The 19,619-nt window shown below is 44.5% G+C and carries 23 protein-coding genes; 10 read left to right on the top strand and 13 right to left on the bottom strand.

Annotated elements, in window-relative coordinates; all coding sequences use genetic code 11:
• Positions 1–205: 205 nt before the first annotated feature.
• Positions 206–1,327 carry a PQQ-dependent sugar dehydrogenase gene (locus tag ACTTK6_RS10480; protein ID WP_462833392.1) on the top strand — a complete coding sequence of 374 codons (1,122 nt, stop codon included), beginning with the start codon at positions 206–208 and terminating at the stop codon, positions 1,325–1,327.
• Between the two features lie 243 nt (positions 1,328–1,570).
• Positions 1,571–1,693 carry a hypothetical protein gene (locus ACTTK6_RS10475; protein WP_261764008.1) on the top strand — a complete coding sequence of 41 codons (123 nt, stop codon included), beginning with the start codon at positions 1,571–1,573 and terminating at the stop codon, positions 1,691–1,693.
• A 602-nt stretch (positions 1,694–2,295) separates the two neighbouring features.
• On the opposite strand, the gene ACTTK6_RS10470 is transcribed toward ACTTK6_RS10475, so the two are convergent.
• The 3 genes from ACTTK6_RS10470 to ACTTK6_RS10460 all read right to left on the bottom strand — a co-directional run bounded on the left by ACTTK6_RS10470 (position 2,296) and on the right by ACTTK6_RS10460 (position 5,245).
• Positions 2,296–3,003, bottom strand: a complete 708-nt coding sequence (locus tag ACTTK6_RS10470) for a Na-translocating system protein MpsC family protein (protein WP_462833391.1) — start codon at positions 3,001–3,003, stop codon at positions 2,296–2,298.
• 276 nt (positions 3,004–3,279) lie between these two features.
• Positions 3,280–4,695 (bottom strand): DUF2254 domain-containing protein, encoded by a 1,416-nt coding sequence (locus tag ACTTK6_RS10465; protein WP_462833390.1) that lies wholly within the window; start codon positions 4,693–4,695, stop codon positions 3,280–3,282.
• A gap of 73 nt (positions 4,696–4,768) precedes the next feature.
• The gene (locus tag ACTTK6_RS10460) at positions 4,769–5,245 is read right to left on the bottom strand and encodes a universal stress protein (protein WP_079474160.1); all 477 of its coding nucleotides are present in this window, start codon (positions 5,243–5,245) and stop codon (positions 4,769–4,771) included.
• Positions 5,246–6,176: 931 nt separating this feature from the next.
• On the opposite strand from ACTTK6_RS10460, the gene ACTTK6_RS10455 reads away from it, so the two are divergent.
• Together ACTTK6_RS10455 and ACTTK6_RS10450 are read left to right on the top strand one after the other, a co-directional pair.
• Positions 6,177–6,557, top strand: a complete 381-nt coding sequence (locus ACTTK6_RS10455; protein ID WP_462833389.1) for a hypothetical protein — start codon at positions 6,177–6,179, stop codon at positions 6,555–6,557.
• Positions 6,557–7,258, top strand: a complete 702-nt coding sequence (locus ACTTK6_RS10450) for an alpha/beta hydrolase (protein WP_462833388.1) — start codon at positions 6,557–6,559, stop codon at positions 7,256–7,258. Before ACTTK6_RS10455 ends, ACTTK6_RS10450 begins: the two co-directional genes overlap by 1 nt.
• 34 nt (positions 7,259–7,292) lie before the next feature.
• Here ACTTK6_RS10450 and ACTTK6_RS10445 read toward each other — a convergent pair whose 3' ends face one another.
• From ACTTK6_RS10445 to ACTTK6_RS10400, 10 genes are all read right to left on the bottom strand, one after another.
• Complete coding sequence (locus tag ACTTK6_RS10445) at positions 7,293–8,390, bottom strand: M20 family metallopeptidase (protein ID WP_462833387.1); 1,098 nt, start codon at positions 8,388–8,390, stop codon at positions 7,293–7,295.
• 52 nt (positions 8,391–8,442) lie between these two features.
• On the bottom strand, positions 8,443–9,510 hold the full coding sequence (locus tag ACTTK6_RS10440) for an ATP-grasp domain-containing protein (protein WP_462833386.1): 1,068 nt from the start codon (positions 9,508–9,510) through the stop codon (positions 8,443–8,445).
• A 410-nt stretch (positions 9,511–9,920) separates the two neighbouring features.
• Entirely contained in the window at positions 9,921–10,775 is an 855-nt protein-coding gene (locus ACTTK6_RS10435) for a glycosyltransferase family 8 protein (protein ID WP_462833385.1), read from the bottom strand.
• Positions 10,776–10,989: 214 nt separating this feature from the next.
• On the bottom strand, positions 10,990–11,217 hold the full coding sequence (locus tag ACTTK6_RS10430; RefSeq protein WP_462833384.1) for a hypothetical protein: 228 nt from the start codon (positions 11,215–11,217) through the stop codon (positions 10,990–10,992).
• Positions 11,214–11,687 carry a Na-translocating system protein MpsC family protein gene (locus ACTTK6_RS10425; protein ID WP_462833383.1) on the bottom strand — a complete coding sequence of 158 codons (474 nt, stop codon included), beginning with the start codon at positions 11,685–11,687 and terminating at the stop codon, positions 11,214–11,216. The genes ACTTK6_RS10430 and ACTTK6_RS10425 overlap by 4 nt, the downstream gene beginning before the upstream one ends.
• A gap of 360 nt (positions 11,688–12,047) precedes the next feature.
• On the bottom strand, positions 12,048–12,455 hold the full coding sequence (locus ACTTK6_RS10420; RefSeq protein ID WP_462833382.1) for a CBS domain-containing protein: 408 nt from the start codon (positions 12,453–12,455) through the stop codon (positions 12,048–12,050).
• Between the two features lie 63 nt (positions 12,456–12,518).
• The gene (locus ACTTK6_RS10415; protein WP_462833381.1) at positions 12,519–13,346 is read right to left on the bottom strand and encodes a manganese catalase; all 828 of its coding nucleotides are present in this window, start codon (positions 13,344–13,346) and stop codon (positions 12,519–12,521) included.
• A 38-nt stretch (positions 13,347–13,384) separates the two neighbouring features.
• On the bottom strand, positions 13,385–13,702 hold the full coding sequence (locus ACTTK6_RS10410; protein WP_462833380.1) for a DUF3243 family protein: 318 nt from the start codon (positions 13,700–13,702) through the stop codon (positions 13,385–13,387).
• Between the two features lie 20 nt (positions 13,703–13,722).
• A complete protein-coding gene (locus tag ACTTK6_RS10405) occupies positions 13,723–14,097 on the bottom strand; it encodes a DUF2512 family protein (protein WP_462833379.1) in 375 nt (124 codons plus the stop codon).
• Between the two features lie 225 nt (positions 14,098–14,322).
• Positions 14,323–15,315 carry a potassium channel family protein gene (locus tag ACTTK6_RS10400; RefSeq protein ID WP_462833378.1) on the bottom strand — a complete coding sequence of 331 codons (993 nt, stop codon included), beginning with the start codon at positions 15,313–15,315 and terminating at the stop codon, positions 14,323–14,325.
• Between the two features lie 744 nt (positions 15,316–16,059).
• Here ACTTK6_RS10400 and ACTTK6_RS10395 point away from each other — a divergent pair.
• The 6 genes from ACTTK6_RS10395 to ACTTK6_RS10370 all read left to right on the top strand — a co-directional run bounded on the left by ACTTK6_RS10395 (position 16,060) and on the right by ACTTK6_RS10370 (position 19,536).
• Complete coding sequence (locus ACTTK6_RS10395) at positions 16,060–16,755, top strand: Na-translocating system protein MpsC family protein (protein WP_462833377.1); 696 nt, start codon at positions 16,060–16,062, stop codon at positions 16,753–16,755.
• Positions 16,756–16,916: 161 nt separating this feature from the next.
• Complete coding sequence (locus tag ACTTK6_RS10390) at positions 16,917–17,114, top strand: hypothetical protein (RefSeq protein WP_462833376.1); 198 nt, start codon at positions 16,917–16,919, stop codon at positions 17,112–17,114.
• Between the two features lie 13 nt (positions 17,115–17,127).
• The gene (locus ACTTK6_RS10385) at positions 17,128–17,433 is read left to right on the top strand and encodes a spore coat protein (RefSeq protein ID WP_022794356.1); all 306 of its coding nucleotides are present in this window, start codon (positions 17,128–17,130) and stop codon (positions 17,431–17,433) included.
• Positions 17,434–17,530: 97 nt separating this feature from the next.
• Positions 17,531–18,379 carry a YihY/virulence factor BrkB family protein gene (locus ACTTK6_RS10380; RefSeq protein ID WP_462833375.1) on the top strand — a complete coding sequence of 283 codons (849 nt, stop codon included), beginning with the start codon at positions 17,531–17,533 and terminating at the stop codon, positions 18,377–18,379.
• Positions 18,380–18,823: 444 nt separating this feature from the next.
• Positions 18,824–19,213 carry a KGG domain-containing protein gene (locus ACTTK6_RS10375; RefSeq protein ID WP_462833374.1) on the top strand — a complete coding sequence of 130 codons (390 nt, stop codon included), beginning with the start codon at positions 18,824–18,826 and terminating at the stop codon, positions 19,211–19,213.
• 140 nt (positions 19,214–19,353) lie between these two features.
• Positions 19,354–19,536 (top strand): YjzC family protein, encoded by a 183-nt coding sequence (locus ACTTK6_RS10370; RefSeq protein ID WP_462833373.1) that lies wholly within the window; start codon positions 19,354–19,356, stop codon positions 19,534–19,536.
• The last annotated feature ends 83 nt before the right edge of the window (positions 19,537–19,619 follow it).

The raw sequence follows: 19,619 nt of genomic DNA, 5'->3' as shown, positions 1-19,619 counted from the left end.
GACGGGTCACTCGCGGCGCAGACGGCGCAGCAGTACGTGGAAGAACTGAAAAACGCGGTCGAAGCGTAGGCGCTCCCCCTGAAAACTATTACTGAACCACCCACTTTGCCTTGAAGGCAGAGCGGGTGGTTTTTTATATTAGTGGTAAAATAATAGAAAGTGATCACTTAGAGACTTGTACTGTTTTCATGAAAGGAGAAGTGGAATGATAAATTATCCGTTCAGAAAAATTACAATCGGCCTGTTGATCTTCGGACCGGCATTTCTTGCCGGATGCAGCGCGGAGGAAGATGACGGGGAGCCGGAAGAAAATACGGAAGAAGCTGGGGAGGCTGCTGGTTCAGTTTCTGAAGCAGACACCGAAGACTGGAACGTGGAAGTGCTGGCGGAAAACCTCGACGTGCCGTGGTCGTTAAATATTCATGAAGACACGTACTATATGACTAACCGCGGAGGCGACGTAATCGAAGTAACTGGGGAAGAAAAAGAACGGCTGCCGCTCGCCGCAAGTGATGAAATAGTAAACGAAGGAGAGGGCGGCCTGCTTGGCTTTGTACTGGCCGAAGATTTTGCCTACTCCTCGAAAGGCTATGCGTACTACACGTACCGCCAGAATGATGGGGCACTCGCTAACAGAGTGGTTGCTGTGGAACGTGAAAGCAGTCAATGGAGTGAAACGGAGGTACTGCTTGATGATATTCCGGGAGACCGGATCCATAACGGGGGCCGGCTGGAAATTGGGCCGGCTGGTTATTTATATGCCACCGCCGGAGATTCAGACGAGCCATCGCTTGCACAGGACGAAGACAGCCTGGCTGGCAGCATACTGCGGATGACGGTCGACGGAGAAGTACCGGAGGGCAACCCGTTTGAGAATTCTTATGTCTACAGCTACGGGCACCGGAATCCGCAGGGGCGCGCGTGGAACAGCACCGGAAAGCTTTACAGCTCAGAGCACGGGCCGAATGCCCAGGATGAAATCAATGTTATCGAACCTGGAAATAACTACGGCTGGCCGGAAATTACCGGCAGTGAATCGGCAGAAGACCTGGACGCGCCGGTTGTCCAATCGGGAAGCACTACATGGGCACCGTCAGGCACGGCCTTCCTCGAGGACACCCTTCTAGTGGCGGGGCTACGCGGAGAGAGCCTGTATGCCTATGACGAAGAAGCAGAAGAGATGAATGCTGTGTTTGAAGGTGAAGGCAGGCTCCGGGACGTCAAAACCGGGGACGGGGGTGTCTACGTGCTTACGAACAATACAGACGGAAGAGGATCGCCGTCGGAAAATGACGATCAGCTTTTGAAGCTTACCCTTAATGAATAATCATATAAACCATCTCCGCTGGTTGGCAGGAAGAACTGCTAAACGGCGGATTTTTATATTAAAAAGCACCAATTTTTCGAATGTGACAGAAAAAACACGTTTTTTCAGCAATTTAACTAAACAATTATTTGCGGAATTTTTAAAAATTTTGTGAGGTCTTTTTACGAACTTGTGGCAGCCGGGGGAGATATCAATTAAAGTGAATACAGACTTCAACAATGAATCTAAAGGAGGCATGACAACGTGAATTTTATCCATGTATTTTACCGTGTAATGACGCAGAGGAAATTGAAACAGGCGGCCTCCCATGATTTTGCCGATTCTTTCACAGGCAATGAAGATTCCTGGACAAAGAATATCCAATAACTACAAAAATGGCTAAGTCTTCCACCGGCCAGGCCATCTCAATTTGAACTTACGTTGGCGGTTGGCAGGATAAAAGAAATTGAGTGCTGAATCAACGCAAAAAAGGCTGAAGCGGCCAGGCTTTGTTGCTTCAGCCTTTTTGTCTGCGAATGAACAATGCAAAGCGTTCCTAAAGAGATTTTCAGCAAACTATTCCGGGCAAATCATTCCGTTATTTTTTAGGCGGCAAAGGGTTAGCCAGGAGGGTAAAACAAGGACCGCAATAGCCGGCTATGATTAAAGTGGTTATCATGTTTGCAGCTCCTTTCTTTTGCTGTAATACTCCATTAAGCTTGTTTAGGATCTGAAGGTACAAAAAAAGCCATTCCTAAAGAAGGGTTCTTTTAGGAATGGCTTAAAGCGAAAGCATTCTCATCTTTGCTTCAGAGCCGTTATTGGTTGGAAATAATGGATATTTTAAAATAAGATTTCCGCTGCCTCTAGTTATAGCAGTTTTTTTCTGCACAAGACGTCTTTTTCTCTATACATAGTAATGCTCGCCGACATTTTTGTTGAGCTGGGCTACAAGTTTACCAAATGGTGATTGCCATACGGTCTGTAGGCTATATAGGGTCTGTAACAAAAACGACAAGGCTCCGGTCCCGGTCAAAGTCCCAGTCTACGAAAATATCGCGGACCGCCGTACCAAATATGGAATTAAATTTTTCTTTATAAAGTTCTTCCTTTTCGAGAAGGCGTTTCGTGGATTTTAAAACATCCAGATGGCCGGTTCTGATTAATTCTTTTTCAATTAAAATCAGACCGCCTGTTCGTACGGCAAGCATCGTCCGCTCATTTACAGGATGTACCGTGATTTCGTCCGGACTTTTCCCCACCTCTTCACTTACACGTTGAATCGCCTGTTTGATATCCTCCTGATGCTGGGTTCGTTGTTCAGACTCGCCTTCTTTTAATTTGTCCGGGTGGAAACCGGTAATAACCCCTGATTTGTTTTCAATGTTCCAGTCAAAATAAAATTCCCAATCTTCAATATCGATAAGGCTGGCAATGTAGTTTTTAATTTCGGGCAGCATTTTCGACATCATGGTTTCCCGTAATTCTTCTACCGCGCTTTTGTCCCGCTGGTCGAGCATCACTTTTTCAATAGGCGATAAAAATTTTCGTATGTGCATAACAACACAGCAGGGATCAACGCTGACATAGACGGATTCCGGTCCTTTGCCAAAATGATCGCGAAGCACTCTGCCGAGGTAGCTTCCGATTTGTTTTTGTTGTTCTTCTATTTGTGCAGGCGCAGAATGTTCGGCCATATTTTCACCTCATGTTCATTATCTAAAATTGATTAAACTACTGCAGTTGATTAATTGCAGCTGCGATGGGCCTGCTGACCCGCAGCCCTGACGTCTTTAAACGTGCAGGAGGTGGCGGATTTGCCACCATGAGTAATCAACAGCTTCACCTCCCCGGAGTAATATAAGCCACTTCCCTTGTAATTTCCTGAATATTTTCGGTGAAAGAGAGTGCAATTATTGACTTGAAAAGCCAATTTTTATTTTTATACCCAGAATATACTTGGAAAAACACCTTTAAATATCGCTTGAAACCTTTTCTCTGTTCTTTTCATTACGATAAAGAACTGGGGAAGCGGCGGTAGTATTTTTCCTGAACCGCTCCTTGTTTTTAAGTTCTTCTATCAGGGCGTTCAAGGAATCACGCTGTCCCGAGACCTCCGCTATAGAATTCAGGTAGGCATGGAAATGGCTCTGGTCATGATCAAAAGTCATTTTTCCCTGATAATTCCGGGCGATGCTTTCGGCGTAGTGCCAGCATATATCTGCTGCTTCTCCTTTAAGGGAGCCGGCCAGTAAATGAAGAGCTTCAAGCACGCGGTTGGTAAGTTTAATATCTTCTTTGGCGGCGTCAGCGATTGGTGTGAAGGCAGCGTAAACATAATAGGCAAAGGTTTTTTCTTTCATGACCACCCGTACGTTGTCCTGAGCATCCACGAGGTACGGCCGGTGAGCAGCAGTCCCCGAAATGGAGCGGAGTAAATCAGCCAGCTGATAAATGGCATCTTCAGCGGTGGAGGGTTCATTATTTCCAATAGCTTTTAAGGCAATTTCTGTTAATTTCCGTACGCTGAAGTTCAAATCCTGCATTTCGGTTTTTTTATTGCCGATAAACAAAAATTGGAGATATGTCTGTTCATTCACAGGTGTATTTGCGGTTTGATCATATCTCTGATAAGAAAACAGCGTGTCCCCTTCGAGCATATAATCACCGACCCGTCGCTCAAGATACACAATCAGCCCGTCCAGTTCTGCCTGAGCGATCAGCCGTTTAAAATCAACGATCTGTAAAAACCCTCCGGTGGCGCTGGCGATGGAATAAATGGGTGCTTTCTCAGGAAGTCGGTATTCTTTTTGTGCTGCCGGCCGGTGCTCTTTTAAGCCGTCTTCGTTTGTAGCTGTAATAATGTTCTGCGAGCGTTCATTTAGATTTTTGGTCAGGTTCGCTACCTGCATCCACTTTACAGCGTGGTTGATAAACAAAATAAAATTTACGGCGGACACAGTAGCTGCAACTACCCCAAGTAAAGGGAAGACGACATATTCGCCAACAGAAGGAGTCAGCATAAAAAAGCCGAGAAGAATATAAAAATAAGATACGTTAAATATACCGATCGCATGGAGCGTGCGACGATCCGCAATGAAGCTGAACAAAACCCGGGGCGTAAACTGACCGGAAAAACTGGTTAATACGATTAATATCATATTGAACGTAAATGCGTGGAGCATTAATACGCCGTAGGCTAGGGTGCTGTAAATCATTTCAGTCAGGGCGTAACCGGCAGTGAAAAAGGAACCAAACGGAAGTGCGGGCTGAAGGCCGAATTCGACGCCATAGGCAGCAAAAGCCGCTGCTGCTGCGAGCAGGATATAGATCATTGGAAGCGGCCATAAGCTTGACCGCAGTTCATACCAGCGCTGGTTTTTGGACATACTCTGTATTTTTCTGATGAATTTGGGCGTTAAACGCTGCACAAGTTTCTCCTTTCTTTATAATGGAAATTTTTTATTCCACCCGGGGGTAGGCATTTAAAGAAGCCAGCCGGCTGTTTCGGACGACCCGCACTTCACAGGAGGCTTTACTGGCCACAGTGCGGGATCTCCTTCCGCGAATAATACGTTCGAAAGACGGGCCCCCGGTTTCGCCGACAAGAATTAAATCCACGTTGTGCGTGAGACACAGATGACGGGCCAGGCGTTTCTCAGGCACGCCGGCATCAACTACTGTTTGAACGTTGGTGACGCCTCTGCGCATTGCCTTCTCTTTGTATGCTTCCAGGTGATAGTCAGCTTTTTCTTTTAAATAGCGAACGGCTCTGGGATCTATACGTTTCAGGTTTGCGTAGCGGTGTTCATCGAAAACGAAAGCCAGTATTAAAGAAGCCCTGTGCTCCAGGGCCATGGCACAGGCTTCTTCAAAAGCGTCATACGAAGGAGTTTCTAAAACATCCAGGCCGACTAAAATCCGTTCATAACGGCTCATATCATGTTTCCTTTCTAAAGAGGTTTTTGACAATAAAAAAAGCCAGAAAAAGAAAAGTATCTTTTTCTGGCTTATGTTAAAGGCTTTATTATCCCAACATTGCTGCCATTATTAAATATTTGGTAACTATATGCTGTTGTTTTTAAAACAAAAACAGGAAAAAACATGACCACAGAGCTTTTTAAGAAAGAAACTCTGGCCCCGGACAGAAACGACAGAACGGCTCATAAAAAAGCCACAAAGGAGGAAAATCCTCTTTTGTGGCTTATGCTTTAGCTTTATATCTAAGCATTGCTGCCGTGTTTATTTGTCTTTGAATGAAACAACCATCTAAGATCTTAACATAATATCGTTATTACCGGAAGTAGAAAGATTAAAACATGTTTTTTCGAGTAACATAAAGAATGTGAGATGCCCTATTCCTGGTATTTGTCGCTGGTTACGTAAAACAAGTATAATATCAAAAGAGAGGCAAACTGGCGGTGGAGTTTATCATCAAAGTATTATTGGAAAACAGCAGGCTGCCCATTGGAGCCACCGTACTTATCACGATCTGGATGAATACATTAACGATTACGATGAAGCGCCGTTGTTTGGAGGCACTCACTTTGATAATGGAAGTATTCCGAAAGCGACAAAGTGCTTGATCAGGTCGAGAAAGCCTAAAAAATAAACGAGAGAGCCGGAGAAAATCAATGAATCTCGAACAGGAGGGACACCGAAACCGGGCGTCCTTCTTTTCTTATCCGCATGAACGTTTTGATTCAGTGTTTCGGGCATAGCCTGCGTGGGGAAGACTTATTATAGTTTGTTGCGCAGTGGAGATATTTATCGCCAGGCGTAAATAAATCGATTTCTGGGAATAGTAATTAGAAAATAAATGCGTAATAATATATTTTGTTTTATTCTCACTTAGGGGGATTCTACACGTATGGACTACAATCACGAAGAACTTGTTGAGCGTTTACAGGAAAACACCTTCCTGAAAAAAGAGGGGAGGGTGGAATTAGTCACAAAAAATATTCCATTTCTGGAGGAAAAAGAAGGCCTGGATCCGAGGGTGAAACGATTTTTAGAACAGGAACGTGACCCTGAATTGAGGCGCCCAATGACGCATGACGATCTCGAAGTCATCAGAAATCGTAAAGAACAGGACAATCACGATTTAAGCTCTAGTATCCGTACGGAAACAATGCTCGTTTCCCTGGAAAATCGGGATCTGGAGCTAAAAATATACAACCGGACGGAAAGCACCAAGCCAGTGCTCATTTATTTTCACGGCGGGGGTTTTTTGAACGGGACGAGCTTGTAATGGATAATGTATGCAAACTGCTGGCTGAAAAGACGGAAGCTGTAGTGGTGGCAGTGGAATACCGCCTGGCCCCGGAACACAAATACGCAGAAGGGCTGAATGACTGCTTTGACAGCGTTCAGTACGTATATGAGAATCACAGGGAATTTGGGGCAGACAGAAATCGGATTGGACTGGTCGGCGACAGCGTCGGAGGAAATTTGGCGCTCGGTGTTTATCACTTAAGCCGGGAAATGTCATGGAATATTTGCTATATGAGCCTGTTGTGTCCTTTACTGGATTTGTCCGATGTATCTGGAGGAAGCCGGAAAATGGAGCAGTACAGCCCGGGCGTGGATAGAGAGCTTGTGCGCCAGGAACTCGTCACGATGCGCGAGTCGCTGTCTTTCATCCAGTCTCTTTACGTTACGGATCTCGAAGAGCTCGATCAGCCGCTTGTATCACCGCTGCGGAGCGAGCAAAGTTTCAATTATCCTCCTATAACAATAGTTACAGCTGAATTTGATTTTCTCCGGCCTCAGGGAGAAGAGTTTACGAAAAAGCTGCAGGAGCAGGAAAGTCCGGTACGGTATATTGAATATAAGGGAATGGCTCATACGTTTTTAAAAAAACTGGGTTACTACCCACAGGCTGCCGATGCGGTTCAGGAAACGGCAGCTCACTTCCGGTACGTACTTCAAAATAATACGCAAAACAATTAAAAACAGGACCGGCTTCTGCCTGCCGGTCCTGTTTTTAATCGTTATTAGCCACTGGTGGCTTCACATTAGCGAAATTCCCTGCAAAATCCACTAAAATATTTTCGTATTCAGGAATCGAACTGGTGTAAACGAGTTCGTTCTCTCCATGCCAGTTATAACCAACGGGGCCGAATTCTACGGCAGGCACACCGTAAACCGTAAAATACTGGCCGTCTGAAGAGCCGTGCTGGCCGAAAATATTTACCTTTTCAAGCTGGGTATTGCGGGTAACCGCTTCTGATAACGTCTTTACATAAGGGTTATCCACTTCCGTGTTAACTGGATCGTTGCATATGTGGACAGCCACTTTGTCATCGGACAGGCTGTTAATCTGCTGAAGAATATCCTCTGGCAGCTGATCGGGCAGATAGCGGATATCAAGCGAGAAATCACACTTAGCCGGAACTTTGTTGTAAACGGTACCGGCCTGAATTTTAGCAAGATTAATAGAAGGTTGGGCATATAATTCTGAACGCTCCTGGGAAAAAGGGAGCTGCTTAATACGCTGATACAGCGCAAATGCTTTTTCGATCGCATTCTCCCCTTCCCACGGACGGCTGCCGTGTGTAGAGGAGCCGGACACAGTAATATCAAGCTGAAGCACGCCTTTGGACTGAATGGCGATGCCAAGGCCGGTAGGCTCGCCGCAGATGACGAAGTCCCCTTTATGGTCATGGTCAACTAAATAGCCGGTGCCATTGCGGCCGCCGGTTTCCTCATCAGGGACAATCTGAAGCTGTACCTTGCAGTCAGGCGGGGCATTATTCAAGCGCACCATTGCCGCCATCATAGCCGCGAGCCCGGCTTTCATGTCTGCCGCACCGCGTCCGTACAGCTTTGCGTCTTTTTCGTAAGGAGCGAACTGTTCTTCTTTGCCCTTAACAACGTCCAGGTGGCCGTTAAAAACCAGGGTCTGGCTTCCATTTCCTACTTCGCATACAAGCATCGAGTGGCCGTTGTTTACATATTTCTGGACAGTCAGGCCGTGGCCTTCCAGCCATTCTCTGCAGAACTCCATTGCTTCATTGACTTTGGGAAGACTCGCAGTATTATAGCCGATTAATGTTTTCAACAGAGGAATCGTTTCATCCATTCTGAGCCTCCTTGCAAAAGTGTTTCATCGTCATAAAAAATGACAGTTCCAGTTACACAGTGGAGGATCTCTCGTCTGGGGCCGCAGGAATTCCTTTATCCTTATCGATTTTTACTACCCGGTCGTACCTTGCGAGTTCAATATTTGCTTTATCATTCAACCATTCCGGATAAAGGTCTTTGCCTGCTGCCAGTGCGAGATAAGCTGACGGGATGTTAGCACCGGCGGCATGGGAAAGGGCGTACCCGCCGCCAAATCTTGGGTTAATATCAATGACGTAGTAGTCGTGGCCGTCATAAAACACATCTGTGTTAATGTAGCCGACATGCTGTAAATTTTCCCCGATCTTTCTGCCAACCTCCAGCAGTTCCTCATCCTTCACAGAAACAGCTTTATCGACGTCGCCTCCACGCATTTCGAGCTGTTTGAGCACCAGGGTAGTTAAATAATTCCCTTCTAAGTCATTGACGACATCCACGCTGTATTTTTCCCCGTCTACGACCTGTTGAATCACGATATTGTCTTCAGGGCTGCGGCCCGAGTCATCAGCGATCGGGCTGTCTTTAATCGCATCTACCGCCTGCTTATAAGCAAAACGCATATCTTCGACAGAGGAGACAATATTAATCCCTACAGAAGCTGAACCATTGCGAGGCTTCACGATTAGCGGCCAGTTGACCTCCTGGTCTTCAACGCCCTGGGCTGCTTCTTCCACCGTCAAATAAGATACTGGGGCAGCTACGCCAAATCTGCCGAGCAGCTCCCGGTACTGGTGCTTGTCTCTCATAGCCTGCACAGTGGAAGCGTCGGGAGTGAAAACTCTCACACCCAGCTTTTCAAACTCATGCCGGGCTTCGGCGAATTTCGCAATTTCCCAGTCATTCAATGGGATAAGCATTTTGATTTTTTCATTTTCACATATGGACAGGACGGCATTAAGGTAGTTTTGATCGGTCTGATGTGGCGTGATATAGGATCTGTCAGCCTGTTGAAGGCCCGGGGCGCCAGGATCAGGATCAGTAGCGATGATTGAGCCTTCGATGTTCAGCCCGTTTATGGAGTCCTGAAAAAACTGTACGAAATCTATTCGGCGTGCTGCCGAAGTTAACAATACATTCATAACGAACCTCCACTTTAGTTATATAATTCACAGCCTTCCTGGCTGGTAAGTTTTCCTCGGCTTAATAAAAACAACTTTCATTTTTTCTAAACTTTTCCACCTGTATAAAAAGGAGCCGAAAAGGTGGCGGGTACCTTTCCGGCTCATGCTTTGCTTCAGATCAAAGCATTGCTGCCAATATCATTGCAATGCAATACTAATAACATATACCATATTTTAAAAAGGCTTAAACGTAGAAGTAAATGAAGCCGGCCACTGTTGAAGTACTGGGCAAATACTAACTGAATATGCGCAGGATGATATACATAGTAAATATAATAACTAACACTGTTACAATAGTTACAGTAACCTTCACTGTATCACCTGCTTTCTTTGAAAATTAGAACCCACCTGTAATGGAGCAGGAGCAGTTAATTAGGGAGCGCGGATTTCACCACAGACTGGAAAAACATAAGGTAGTACTTATAGTCATGCTTGTACGGATGGGGACAGGCCCTATGCCATGGTTTGGCCGGGCCGGTGAAGTGAACAATGGCAGGAGAGCTGATAGCTTCGATTACTTTTTTGCCGTAACGGTCTGGAGGAAGCTTGTCAGTGAACATACTGGTCATCGTATTCCAGCGGGGATGCAGTTCCTTACGCAAGCTGTACAGCACAGCATTGAGGCCATCCTGGTCGTGATAATACATTTTGTCTTCATTCCTTTGAATAAAAGAAATCACTTTTTCTGTAATACGGTTTCTCCGCCATTGCCAGGCATTTACCATTAAAATGCCAGAATTAAAATAGCCGGAGCTGTACGGAATCCCCAGTGCTTCAAAGCGGTCGACACCACCGAAGTTTTCTGCTGCGGCAAGAACAGCATCATCAAGCTCCTGCTCCCAAAGCGCTGTAACATCTGTTTTTACGATAGTATCGCAGTCAATATATAGAAATTTCTCTATAGAAGAATCGAGGACATGCGGAAGCAGCAGACGATAATAAGCAGTTTCGGAAATATGATAAGAATTTTCGTGTTCGGCTAAATATATATTGTTAAACTGGGAACGGTCGATAGTAACGAAGTTAATGTTGGTGTGAAAATAATCAGCGACCTGGCGCAGATTTTCTTTATTGCCGGCTGTAATTCCTCCATCAATAATTTGAATGGAAAGGCGCCGGGCCTGATTTGTATTATTTAATAAAGAGATGAGCGTCACACCCAGGCATTCTGCATAATTATCGTCAGCAGCTGAATTAACGGTGTAATATTGGTTGGGCTCCATAATATTCCTCCTATTAAATAAAAAAAAGCCGAAAAGAGAGAATATTCTCTCTTTTCGGCTCATGTTTCGCGTTTTTTCAAAACATTGCTGCCGCTTTGGCTGTGTAATTGTAAGCATCTGTCTATTTTAATCTATACCTTATTTATATTTCTCTCAAACGTATACTCTCAACAGGATATAAAAACCGACCCGGGCAAAACATACGGGCCGGCGGCTATCTTTTCTTCTCGGGTTCTAAAGATAAAACCATATATCCTTTATCTTCCTGAAAATTCCAATCAGTGAAAATGTCCGTAATTTTTCTCTGCAGAATCGGTTCCATGTGCTCTTCCTGAAACAGTCGTCGTTCCATTGGACGTTTGGCAATTTTAAGCTGTTCCTCGAAGCCCGCGTGAATAAGCTCTTTCTCAATTTCAACAAAAACGCCAAAACGGTAAATCATATTGTGCGTTCATCAATCCAATAGGCTTTTGTATAATCAGGTTCTTTCTGTCCTTTAATGCTCAGGTTCACAACTTTTCTTTCAAAGGCTCTTTGGCTAAGGTGGCCCGGCCACGGAAACTTTTTTGACGGTTCTTCATCCAATACAGCCCAGATCATGCCAGTGTGGGCTTCAAAATTCCAATCAAAATACCATTCTTTGATTGTACCGTTTACCATATTTTCAATGTCAGGCTGAACCCGGGGGCAGAAGTCATTCATAATGAATTCTCTTGATTTCGCTACGCGTTGTTCTTCATTTTGCTGTAATAGAATATTTTCCATTGGCCCTAAAAAATCTTTAACGTACATTATTAAAAAAGGTCGCTTATAGGAAACATGAATGTTTACCGGGCCTTTTCCAAAATGATCCCTCAATGCTTTGCCGGTATAAGCTGCAATCAATTGGGCTTCAGTTTGTTGTTGTTCCATAAAGTCTCCTTTTTGCCAGAACTGGGGTTCTTCTGGACTGACTACTATTATACTGTTAAATAAGCTTTTTATATACAAAATTCGGATTTATTGAGGCTAAACGACTAGGCCTGAAATTATAGTTGTACCTGGGCTTTTTAATTTTGCTGGCTATTTTTCTTTATCCGAATAAAAGTAATGAACATTTGATAGTACCATGCGTTCTCTTTTACTTTAAAAGAATAAAAGCGTAGTATATTAAGTGGAAGGCACATAAAATGGTGGCTTCTCCATAGAAAAACTCTTCCTATGCCGGCAGGAAGAGTTTTTTATACATTTCGGGAAGGACAATTCCAGGCTTTTTTCATAGTAGAGCCAGAATTAAGCTTCCATTAGATCTAAGAAGGCACGCTGCGCTTCGTCTTTTGTGCTTTCATTGGCTGCGAGGTTTCCTATTGTGAGAATGCCGACAACCTCGCCGTTTTCGTGGACGGGCAGGCGGCGGACGCTGTGTTTTGCTATTAATTTCACTGCGTCCTGTACGTCTGTATCAGGGTGAAGATCTACAAGGTCTGTTGTCATGTAGCTGCTAATCTCTTCGTTGGAGCTCCCATCTGCCAAATAGCGCACCACTAGGTCACGATCGGTTACGGTACCTACAAGCTTGTTATCGGAAACAATCGGCAGGGAGCCTATCCCTAATTCCTTCATTTTGCCGGCAACTTCCTGGACACTGTGACTGCTTTCGCAAACGTCTACGTTGGAATCCATAATTTCTTTTACCTGCATGGGGAACACACCTTTCATCTGATTTTAATAAACAAAGATACTACTTTTTCGTTTTTGATAACCTTAACCTTTATCCATGCGTGGAAGAGTGTTGTGCATATAGTCAGGAGCTGGCTTCAACTCAGGCTTGCCGCCATGGGCCTTTGGCTCGGATACATATTCAAAGGAGTGGCCGTCCGGTGCTTTATCTTTCAGCCAGTTTAGATCGGCGCTTTGTTCGCCGGCGGAGAAGTTTAGCAACTGATGGGAAAACTCGGTCGCTTCCCATTGTTCCGGCACGGTGGACGGCGCAGTGAAGCCTTCTTTCTGCTCGAGCTCTTTGATGGCGGCAGCCCATTGATTTTGATGCATAGTATCTCTTGCAAGAGCAAAAGAGAGTAATTGACGAACGCCTCTATCCTCAGTCATCTCATACAGACGGGCCACCTGCAGGCGCCCCTGGGATTCTGCGTTAAGGTTAGCCCGAAAGTCACTGAGGAGGTTGCCGCTGGCGATAATGTAACCGGCATTCCAGGGAACTCCGTTGCTGTCTTTTGGCATAGCGCCAAGACCTGAAACGATAGCATGCTGCGGATTCATGTCGCCCATGACCGCCTCAACGACCGGGTTTTTCGCGGCTGCTTCCTGTTCTTCGACCGGAGCGTCGTCAAGCAGCCGGGCGATCATGGTGGCAATCATTTCGATGTGGCCTATTTCTTCCGTGCCGGTGTCCATCAACATGTCTTTATATTGATCGTTCCCACGGGTATTCCATCCCTGAAACATATACTGCATCGCGACAGAGATTTCCCCGAACTGACCGCCGAGGATCTCCTGCAGTTTCTTGGCGTAGACGGGATCCGGACGGTCTGGTTTCGCGTGAAACTGAAGTTCTTTACGGTGAAAAAACATAATCGATTTCGCTCCTTTTACTCGTTTGAGTAAGTGTTTTAATCGTTCCCTTCCTCTTTTGCCAGTCGGACCAGGATCCGGGCTAAATGTCTTTGTTCATCCTTATCTGCTACATCCCACATTTCCTGCAGCAGTTTTTCTTCCGAGTTCTCCGGTTCCTGGTGTTTGTTTAAATAGTCTGCTACACGTTCGGCACCTTTTGCGAGCTGCTCTTCATTAAGGCCCACTTTTTCGCCTTTGTGAATTTTATTTTTAAGGTAATCCTGAAAGCGTTGAAAGCTGTTTAAAATATCCTGTTTTTCCTCGTTTGAAAGAGAATCAGCGTGCTGCTCAGCATCATTTTTCGGTTCTGTCATACTATTTCTCCTTTCAGGATTTAAGAATGAGTCGCTGTCTGGTAAGGACGTCGAAGAACTTTTCGAAGCAAATACTTATGAAACGGATATTCAAACGCACCGGCAATCAATGCGACGATCAAAGCTCCCAGTAAGGAAGTGCCTGTGGCCCCTCCAACAGATACACCAACAATCCAAACGACAAAAGCGACAAGAATAAAGTCAATAGTCACAGCGATCGAATTTTTCGTCTGAGGCACGATCATCAGGTCACCGCCGTAGGAAAGCACCGATAACACCACCCCAGTGATAATGGCTGTGGAAGCAGAAAATACACCAAAAATAGGATCCATCACCACCCAGACCACCGCAGTCATGGCTACCAATTTCAGGGCAAAAGCTAAAGCATGCTGCATTTGGTATTTGCACCTCCTTTCATTCAGAATAAAAAAGAACCAGAAAAGAGAGGTGCCCTCCTTCTCTGGTTCATAACACAGCGTGATTCTGGTTATTTTCACCAATCGATATAATGTTCTAGTGATACAATAACCAATTAGTTCTCTGCTCAAACGTTTTTCTTGTATTTACTGCCAGGCTATTTCATGAAAAGCACTGCGATCACGTTTTTTAGATGGTAATTTTTATTTTTCAGGCCACCTTCGGGCGTCGGATCGGAGAATACTGTACAGTTGTTTGCGCCGGTCTGCGAGTTTAGAAAATTGAAGACTAGTGTGGCGGCTGGAGAGTACCGGAACATTGTCCTTCCGGAGTGTTGCTAAATTTGGAACCGGAGGAGCCTTTTCCGCCTGAGGAAGATAGGAAAAATCGTGTGATTCAATATAGCTTCGGACGCTTGACCGTGCGTTGTGGAGCAGTACTCTGTTCGGCCGGGACGGTTCCGGTACGGCAAACGCCAAAATGGTTAAAGAGTCATCAAATAAAGCCACGGCCCTGGTGAGCGCTTTTTCTTCTTCGGCACTATGATAATAGTGCAAGATAGGGTAAGCGTTATGCTGGGCTGCTATAGTGCTTAATTGAGAGGCGTAAGTAGCAAGAAACAGATCATAATTGGTAAAGTCGCGTCCATTCCAGGCTTTAGAAACAATAGAGGTACTGTCCGGTCCAAGACCAGTAATGCTGTCAGCAAAAGAGCGTTTTTGGCTAAGCGCACTTAACACAGAGATAACGTAGGAGGCACTCATCGTGATAAATAGCATGCCGCTCGCGCTGACAAGAATCGTAAGCACCTGCCACAGCGGAGAAGAAGGGACAAAATCGCCAATGCCGAGCGTGAACATCGTATAGCCAACGAAATAAATTTGATCACCCCAGTTAGTTGAACCTCGGTTTTGAGTATCTGTCAGAGCGGCCTCGCCCCCAACAAAAATAAGGGTCCAGCTGGCCCAAAGAAAAAGAATCCAGGAAAAGAGGGTAGCCGACAATATGAGTGGCCCAGACAAGCTGAACCAACGGGACCGGCCCCTGGTAATTTTACGCCAGGCCAGCCAGCATACAGAAGTCAGTCGTCGTGTAACGGGCTCTGCACCTCGTTCCACCCAGAAAATTGTCCATATAAGATCTATGATCGTTAATATAAGCAAAAAAATACCAGTAATAAGATAAACAGGGTGCATGCCATTCTCCTTTACGTAAGAAAAATTATTTTGCCGGCAATAATGAAATGGAAAGCAAAAAAGCCGAAAAAGGAATTGCTCCTTTTCCGGCCATAAGACAGCTGAAATCTGTTTATTTTCCGGGAAACTAAAAATGCTACTCGTACTATAACCATTCGAAGCCGCAGGTAAACTAAAAACAAAAGAAGCTCTATGATGAAATTAAGCATGTATATTTGTTGTTAATAATGAATATAACTAGTATCATAAAAGGGACGCGTGGTTACAAGTCTGCGTACAAAAAGCATACAAAAACAATTTTGCCTATTGATGGCGGTTAACATTCTGGACAAAAGCGCCAGTAATGTACCGCCCGGTAATATTGTTTTCCTGTCTGGCGTTATTTGATTCTGAAAATAATGGACAGCAGGGCAAAAAGACTGTAGAGGAAAAAGCAGGCAGTACCTGCCTATTTTGGTATGCTTTTTAGAATCGGGCACAGGCGGTCTAATATGGATCTGCTGCCACACGGAGCGGAAGTCATCAGACAATTAGCGCTGTTGAATAAGCTGCAGGGATGTTTTTTCTCTGTGGTTTTTTTGTGTTTTTTAAACCTGTGAAGAGTAAAAATAATCTCGCGTTTCTTATCGAAACAGCGGTTGAGGGGAGGAGAAAGCCGAACGAAAAAGACACATATTCAGAAGAACAGGTGGCAGTTGAACGCCAAACTGTATAACCATGTGTTTTTCAAAAGGGGCCAGTAGGATGGAAGAGACAAAAAATGAACATGGAGAAATTGCAGGCTACATTGGCAGGTTAATCAGAGAAAATTTCGGAAAAGGACCCACGTCTGTATATGTTACGCTTGAACATCCCTTCCTGGTTATTCATTTACGGGATTTTTTAGCACCAATGGAGGCTATTCTGGTTTCTCAAAACGAGAACAAGCGTGTAGAAGAAACGAGAGATCTCTTATTCGACCAGCTGCAGACGGAAATACGTGCCCAATTAGAAGCGATTGCAGGGATTACTATTCAGGAAATGTACTTTGATTGGGATCTCCATAAAAAAAGAGGCGTTATCCTTGGTATTATGTCCGAAGACACCTCGGAATGCCAGGCCAAGTGGCCGGCACACCTGAACCACAAGCGCTTCAACGATAAAGTTATTGAATTTAGTGAGTGGGGACAGAAGGTGCCGGCAACGACAGAGTCCTTTTGGCTGAATGAGCGAACGATCGTCATTAAGAGGACGGGTGTGTTTGTTGAAATTGAGAAAGAATTGATCGAAGCAGGCTATACGAATGAATTAAAAGAAGTAAAGAAGCCGCTGGAGCTGCGGATGATTCACAAAGCCAGCCTGGAAACGTTTATTGACGGTAAAATAACAGAAGTATTTGTCGCCTGGCATTTCACTGGGGACAAAGGTTATGCTGTACTGGTCGTGCAGCCAAAAAAATAATACGTTTCATTTGCTGGCCGGAAAGGTAAATACTAACGAGCGATAAATAAATGGACCGGCAGCAACAGACAGTTACAGCTGTCCTGTAAGCCAGAAAAGGATTTTCTCTTTTTCTGGCTTTTTTTATTGCTTATTAAATTAGGGAGAAAGGAGAGAAAAGTATGGCTGGCAATTATGCGTCCCATGAAATAATTGAAGTACATGAGCTTCTTCAGGTTAAAGCGGCCGCGACGGCGAAAGCTTCAATGATGCAGGGACTCGCAACAGATAAACAATTAAAGCAGCTGCTTGAAGAAAGTGCCGAAACTTCTCAGAAGGCAGTAGAAGAGCTGAGAGATATTTTAAATAAATCGAAATAAGGGAGGGGAAACAATGAGCAGTATTTTAGATAAGCTTGCGAATAAAGACTTAATCAATGATGAAGTCATTGCTACAGATCTGTTAGTCACTTCCAAATCGGCTGTACGCACATATGCTGTTGCTATTACAGAAACAGCCAGCCCGGATGTGCTCGAAGTGCTCAAAAAACAGTTGAACGAAGCCATTGATCTTCACCAGAAAATTGCTTCGTTCATGATCGAAAATGAAATGTATCACGCGTATGACATGAAAGAGCAGATTGATCATGACTTGAAAAAAGCAGACCTTGCACTTGAAATGCCAACAAAGGGCAGCTGATGATAACAGCACATAAGCCTGCACAAGGACACACTGTCCTCCATTCAGGCTTATGTTTTTTGTGAAATTATAAAATTGGGAGAAAGGGCGTACATGTGTGAAGAAAATAAAACCATACATTTCGGACCTGATGACTGAATTCAAAGAAGACAATGTGCCTTTGCTCGCTGCAGCCCAGGCGTATTATTATATTCTTTCTATATTTCCACTGCTTATTTTTGCTTTAACGATTTTGCCATTTTTAAATTTAAATCCCAATTCTGTAGTCAGTTTTATCGGCACGATCGCTCCTTCAGATACTGCCTCTTTATTTGAAGAAAACATTACGACATTGGTGCAGGAACCCCGGGGCATTTTATTTGTAGTCAGTCTGCTCGGTGCGCTCTGGTCTGCCTCCAATGGCATAAATGCATTCATTAAGTCCTCCAATGAAGCATATGACGTAGAAGAATCGCGTTCGTTTATTAAAGTGCGCTTGATTGCTATCGCCCTTACGATCTGTATGATTCTCACTATCGTTGTGGCATTGGTGCTTCCGATATTTGGTAATGTCATCATATCCATGGTTAGTTCCATGCTCGGCCTGACGGCGCAGACACAAATTCTATTCCAGGTGCTCCGGTGGGCCATCGCCGTCACCGTTATGACACTCATGCTTTTACTGTTATACCGGTTCGCGCCAAATAAAACGTTAAAGTGGAAGGAAATACTGGTGGGCTCTATAACTGCTGCGATTTTGTGGCAGATCGTATCGCTCGGCTTTTCGTTTTATGTAAGCAACTTCGGAAATTATTCAGCCACGTATGGAAGCCTTGGTGGTGTCATTATACTGCTATTGTGGTTTTTCCTGACCGGCCTGGTGCTTATGATCGGCGCGGAAATGAACGTTATTTTTCACCGCCGGAAAACCGGGACAACCAGAAAAAGAAACAGCTCCCGTGAATAGCTTTAATATAGGTCTTAACGGAAAGAAAATTAGGACTGCCATCAGCTGAATAAAAAAGTATATTATAAATATGAAGAAACACGTTTAGGCATAATTTCGTCTGGGAATCCTAGTTTATAGAAAACGAGCTGAAGGCTCAATTTCAGTCAGCAGCATACTAATGAAAATAAGTGAATACAGTGAGGCTGTAATTAGGGGATGAATGCCAACTAATAAGCCGTGAAGGGTTCTTATCCCCTTTCCGGCTTATTTTTTGTATGCTTTTTTGGTTAAAATCAGAGGCATCCCCGGATACACCATCTGTTTTTCATTACTGTATGCAGTAAAATGCTGGCTTTTGAAAATTGAAAAGGAGGCGGTAGTTTTCAGTAACAATAAAAGAAAACCACAAAACTGCACTTGGAAAATTTTCATTAATTATTAACAAAGAAAGGATGAAGCATCATGGCAAACAATAACGAAAACAACAACAAAATGACCCGCGAGGAAGCCGGCCAAAAAGGCGGGGAAAAAACGAGCCAGGAACACGGCAAGGAATTCTATGAAGAGATCGGCCAAAAGGGCGGGGAAACCTCCGGCAACGGCAGCAATAATCAGAACTCTGGCTCCAATCAGAGCGAAAATACGATGAGCCGTTCCGAAGCCGGCCAAAAAGGCGGGGAAACGACCAGCCAGGAACACGACAAGGAATTTTATGAAGAGATCGGTCAAAAAGGCGGCAAAACTACCAGTGAAGAACACGATAATGAATTCTATCAGGACATCGGCCAAAAAGGCGGAAAAAATTCCGGCAATGGCTCGAATAACAACAACGACTCCAACAACCGCCGCTAAGCAGTATTGGAGTCGCAATGTTCCCAGTATCAGCTTCCCTACAAGCATGCCGGGAATGACTCTAAATTAACAAATCATTGCTCGAAAAGCAATTTATACACTTGGACTTTATCAACAAAATCAATTTAAGGAGGATTACCATGGCAAATCAAGAATTCAAAACTGGAGAAAAAGCCCCAGAGAGCGGCAAATATAAAGTGAAAAGCCTTGTAAACGGCAGTAACGCAAGCAGCGATAATACTGAGATTCAATTAAACGAAGGTGACCAGTTCCCGCCGTCTCCTTCGGAGAATGAAGCAGCTTACTGGGAGAAATCCTCCTAAGAGCGATTTTTATAAGTTAATTATGACCCGGGCAGGAAGCTTTCACAGCTTCCTGCCCGGTTTTTTATTTACAGTAAAAACAG

It is taken from the genome of Marinococcus salis, from assembly GCF_054971365.1.
This window is presented reverse-complemented; position numbering and strand designations above follow the sequence as displayed.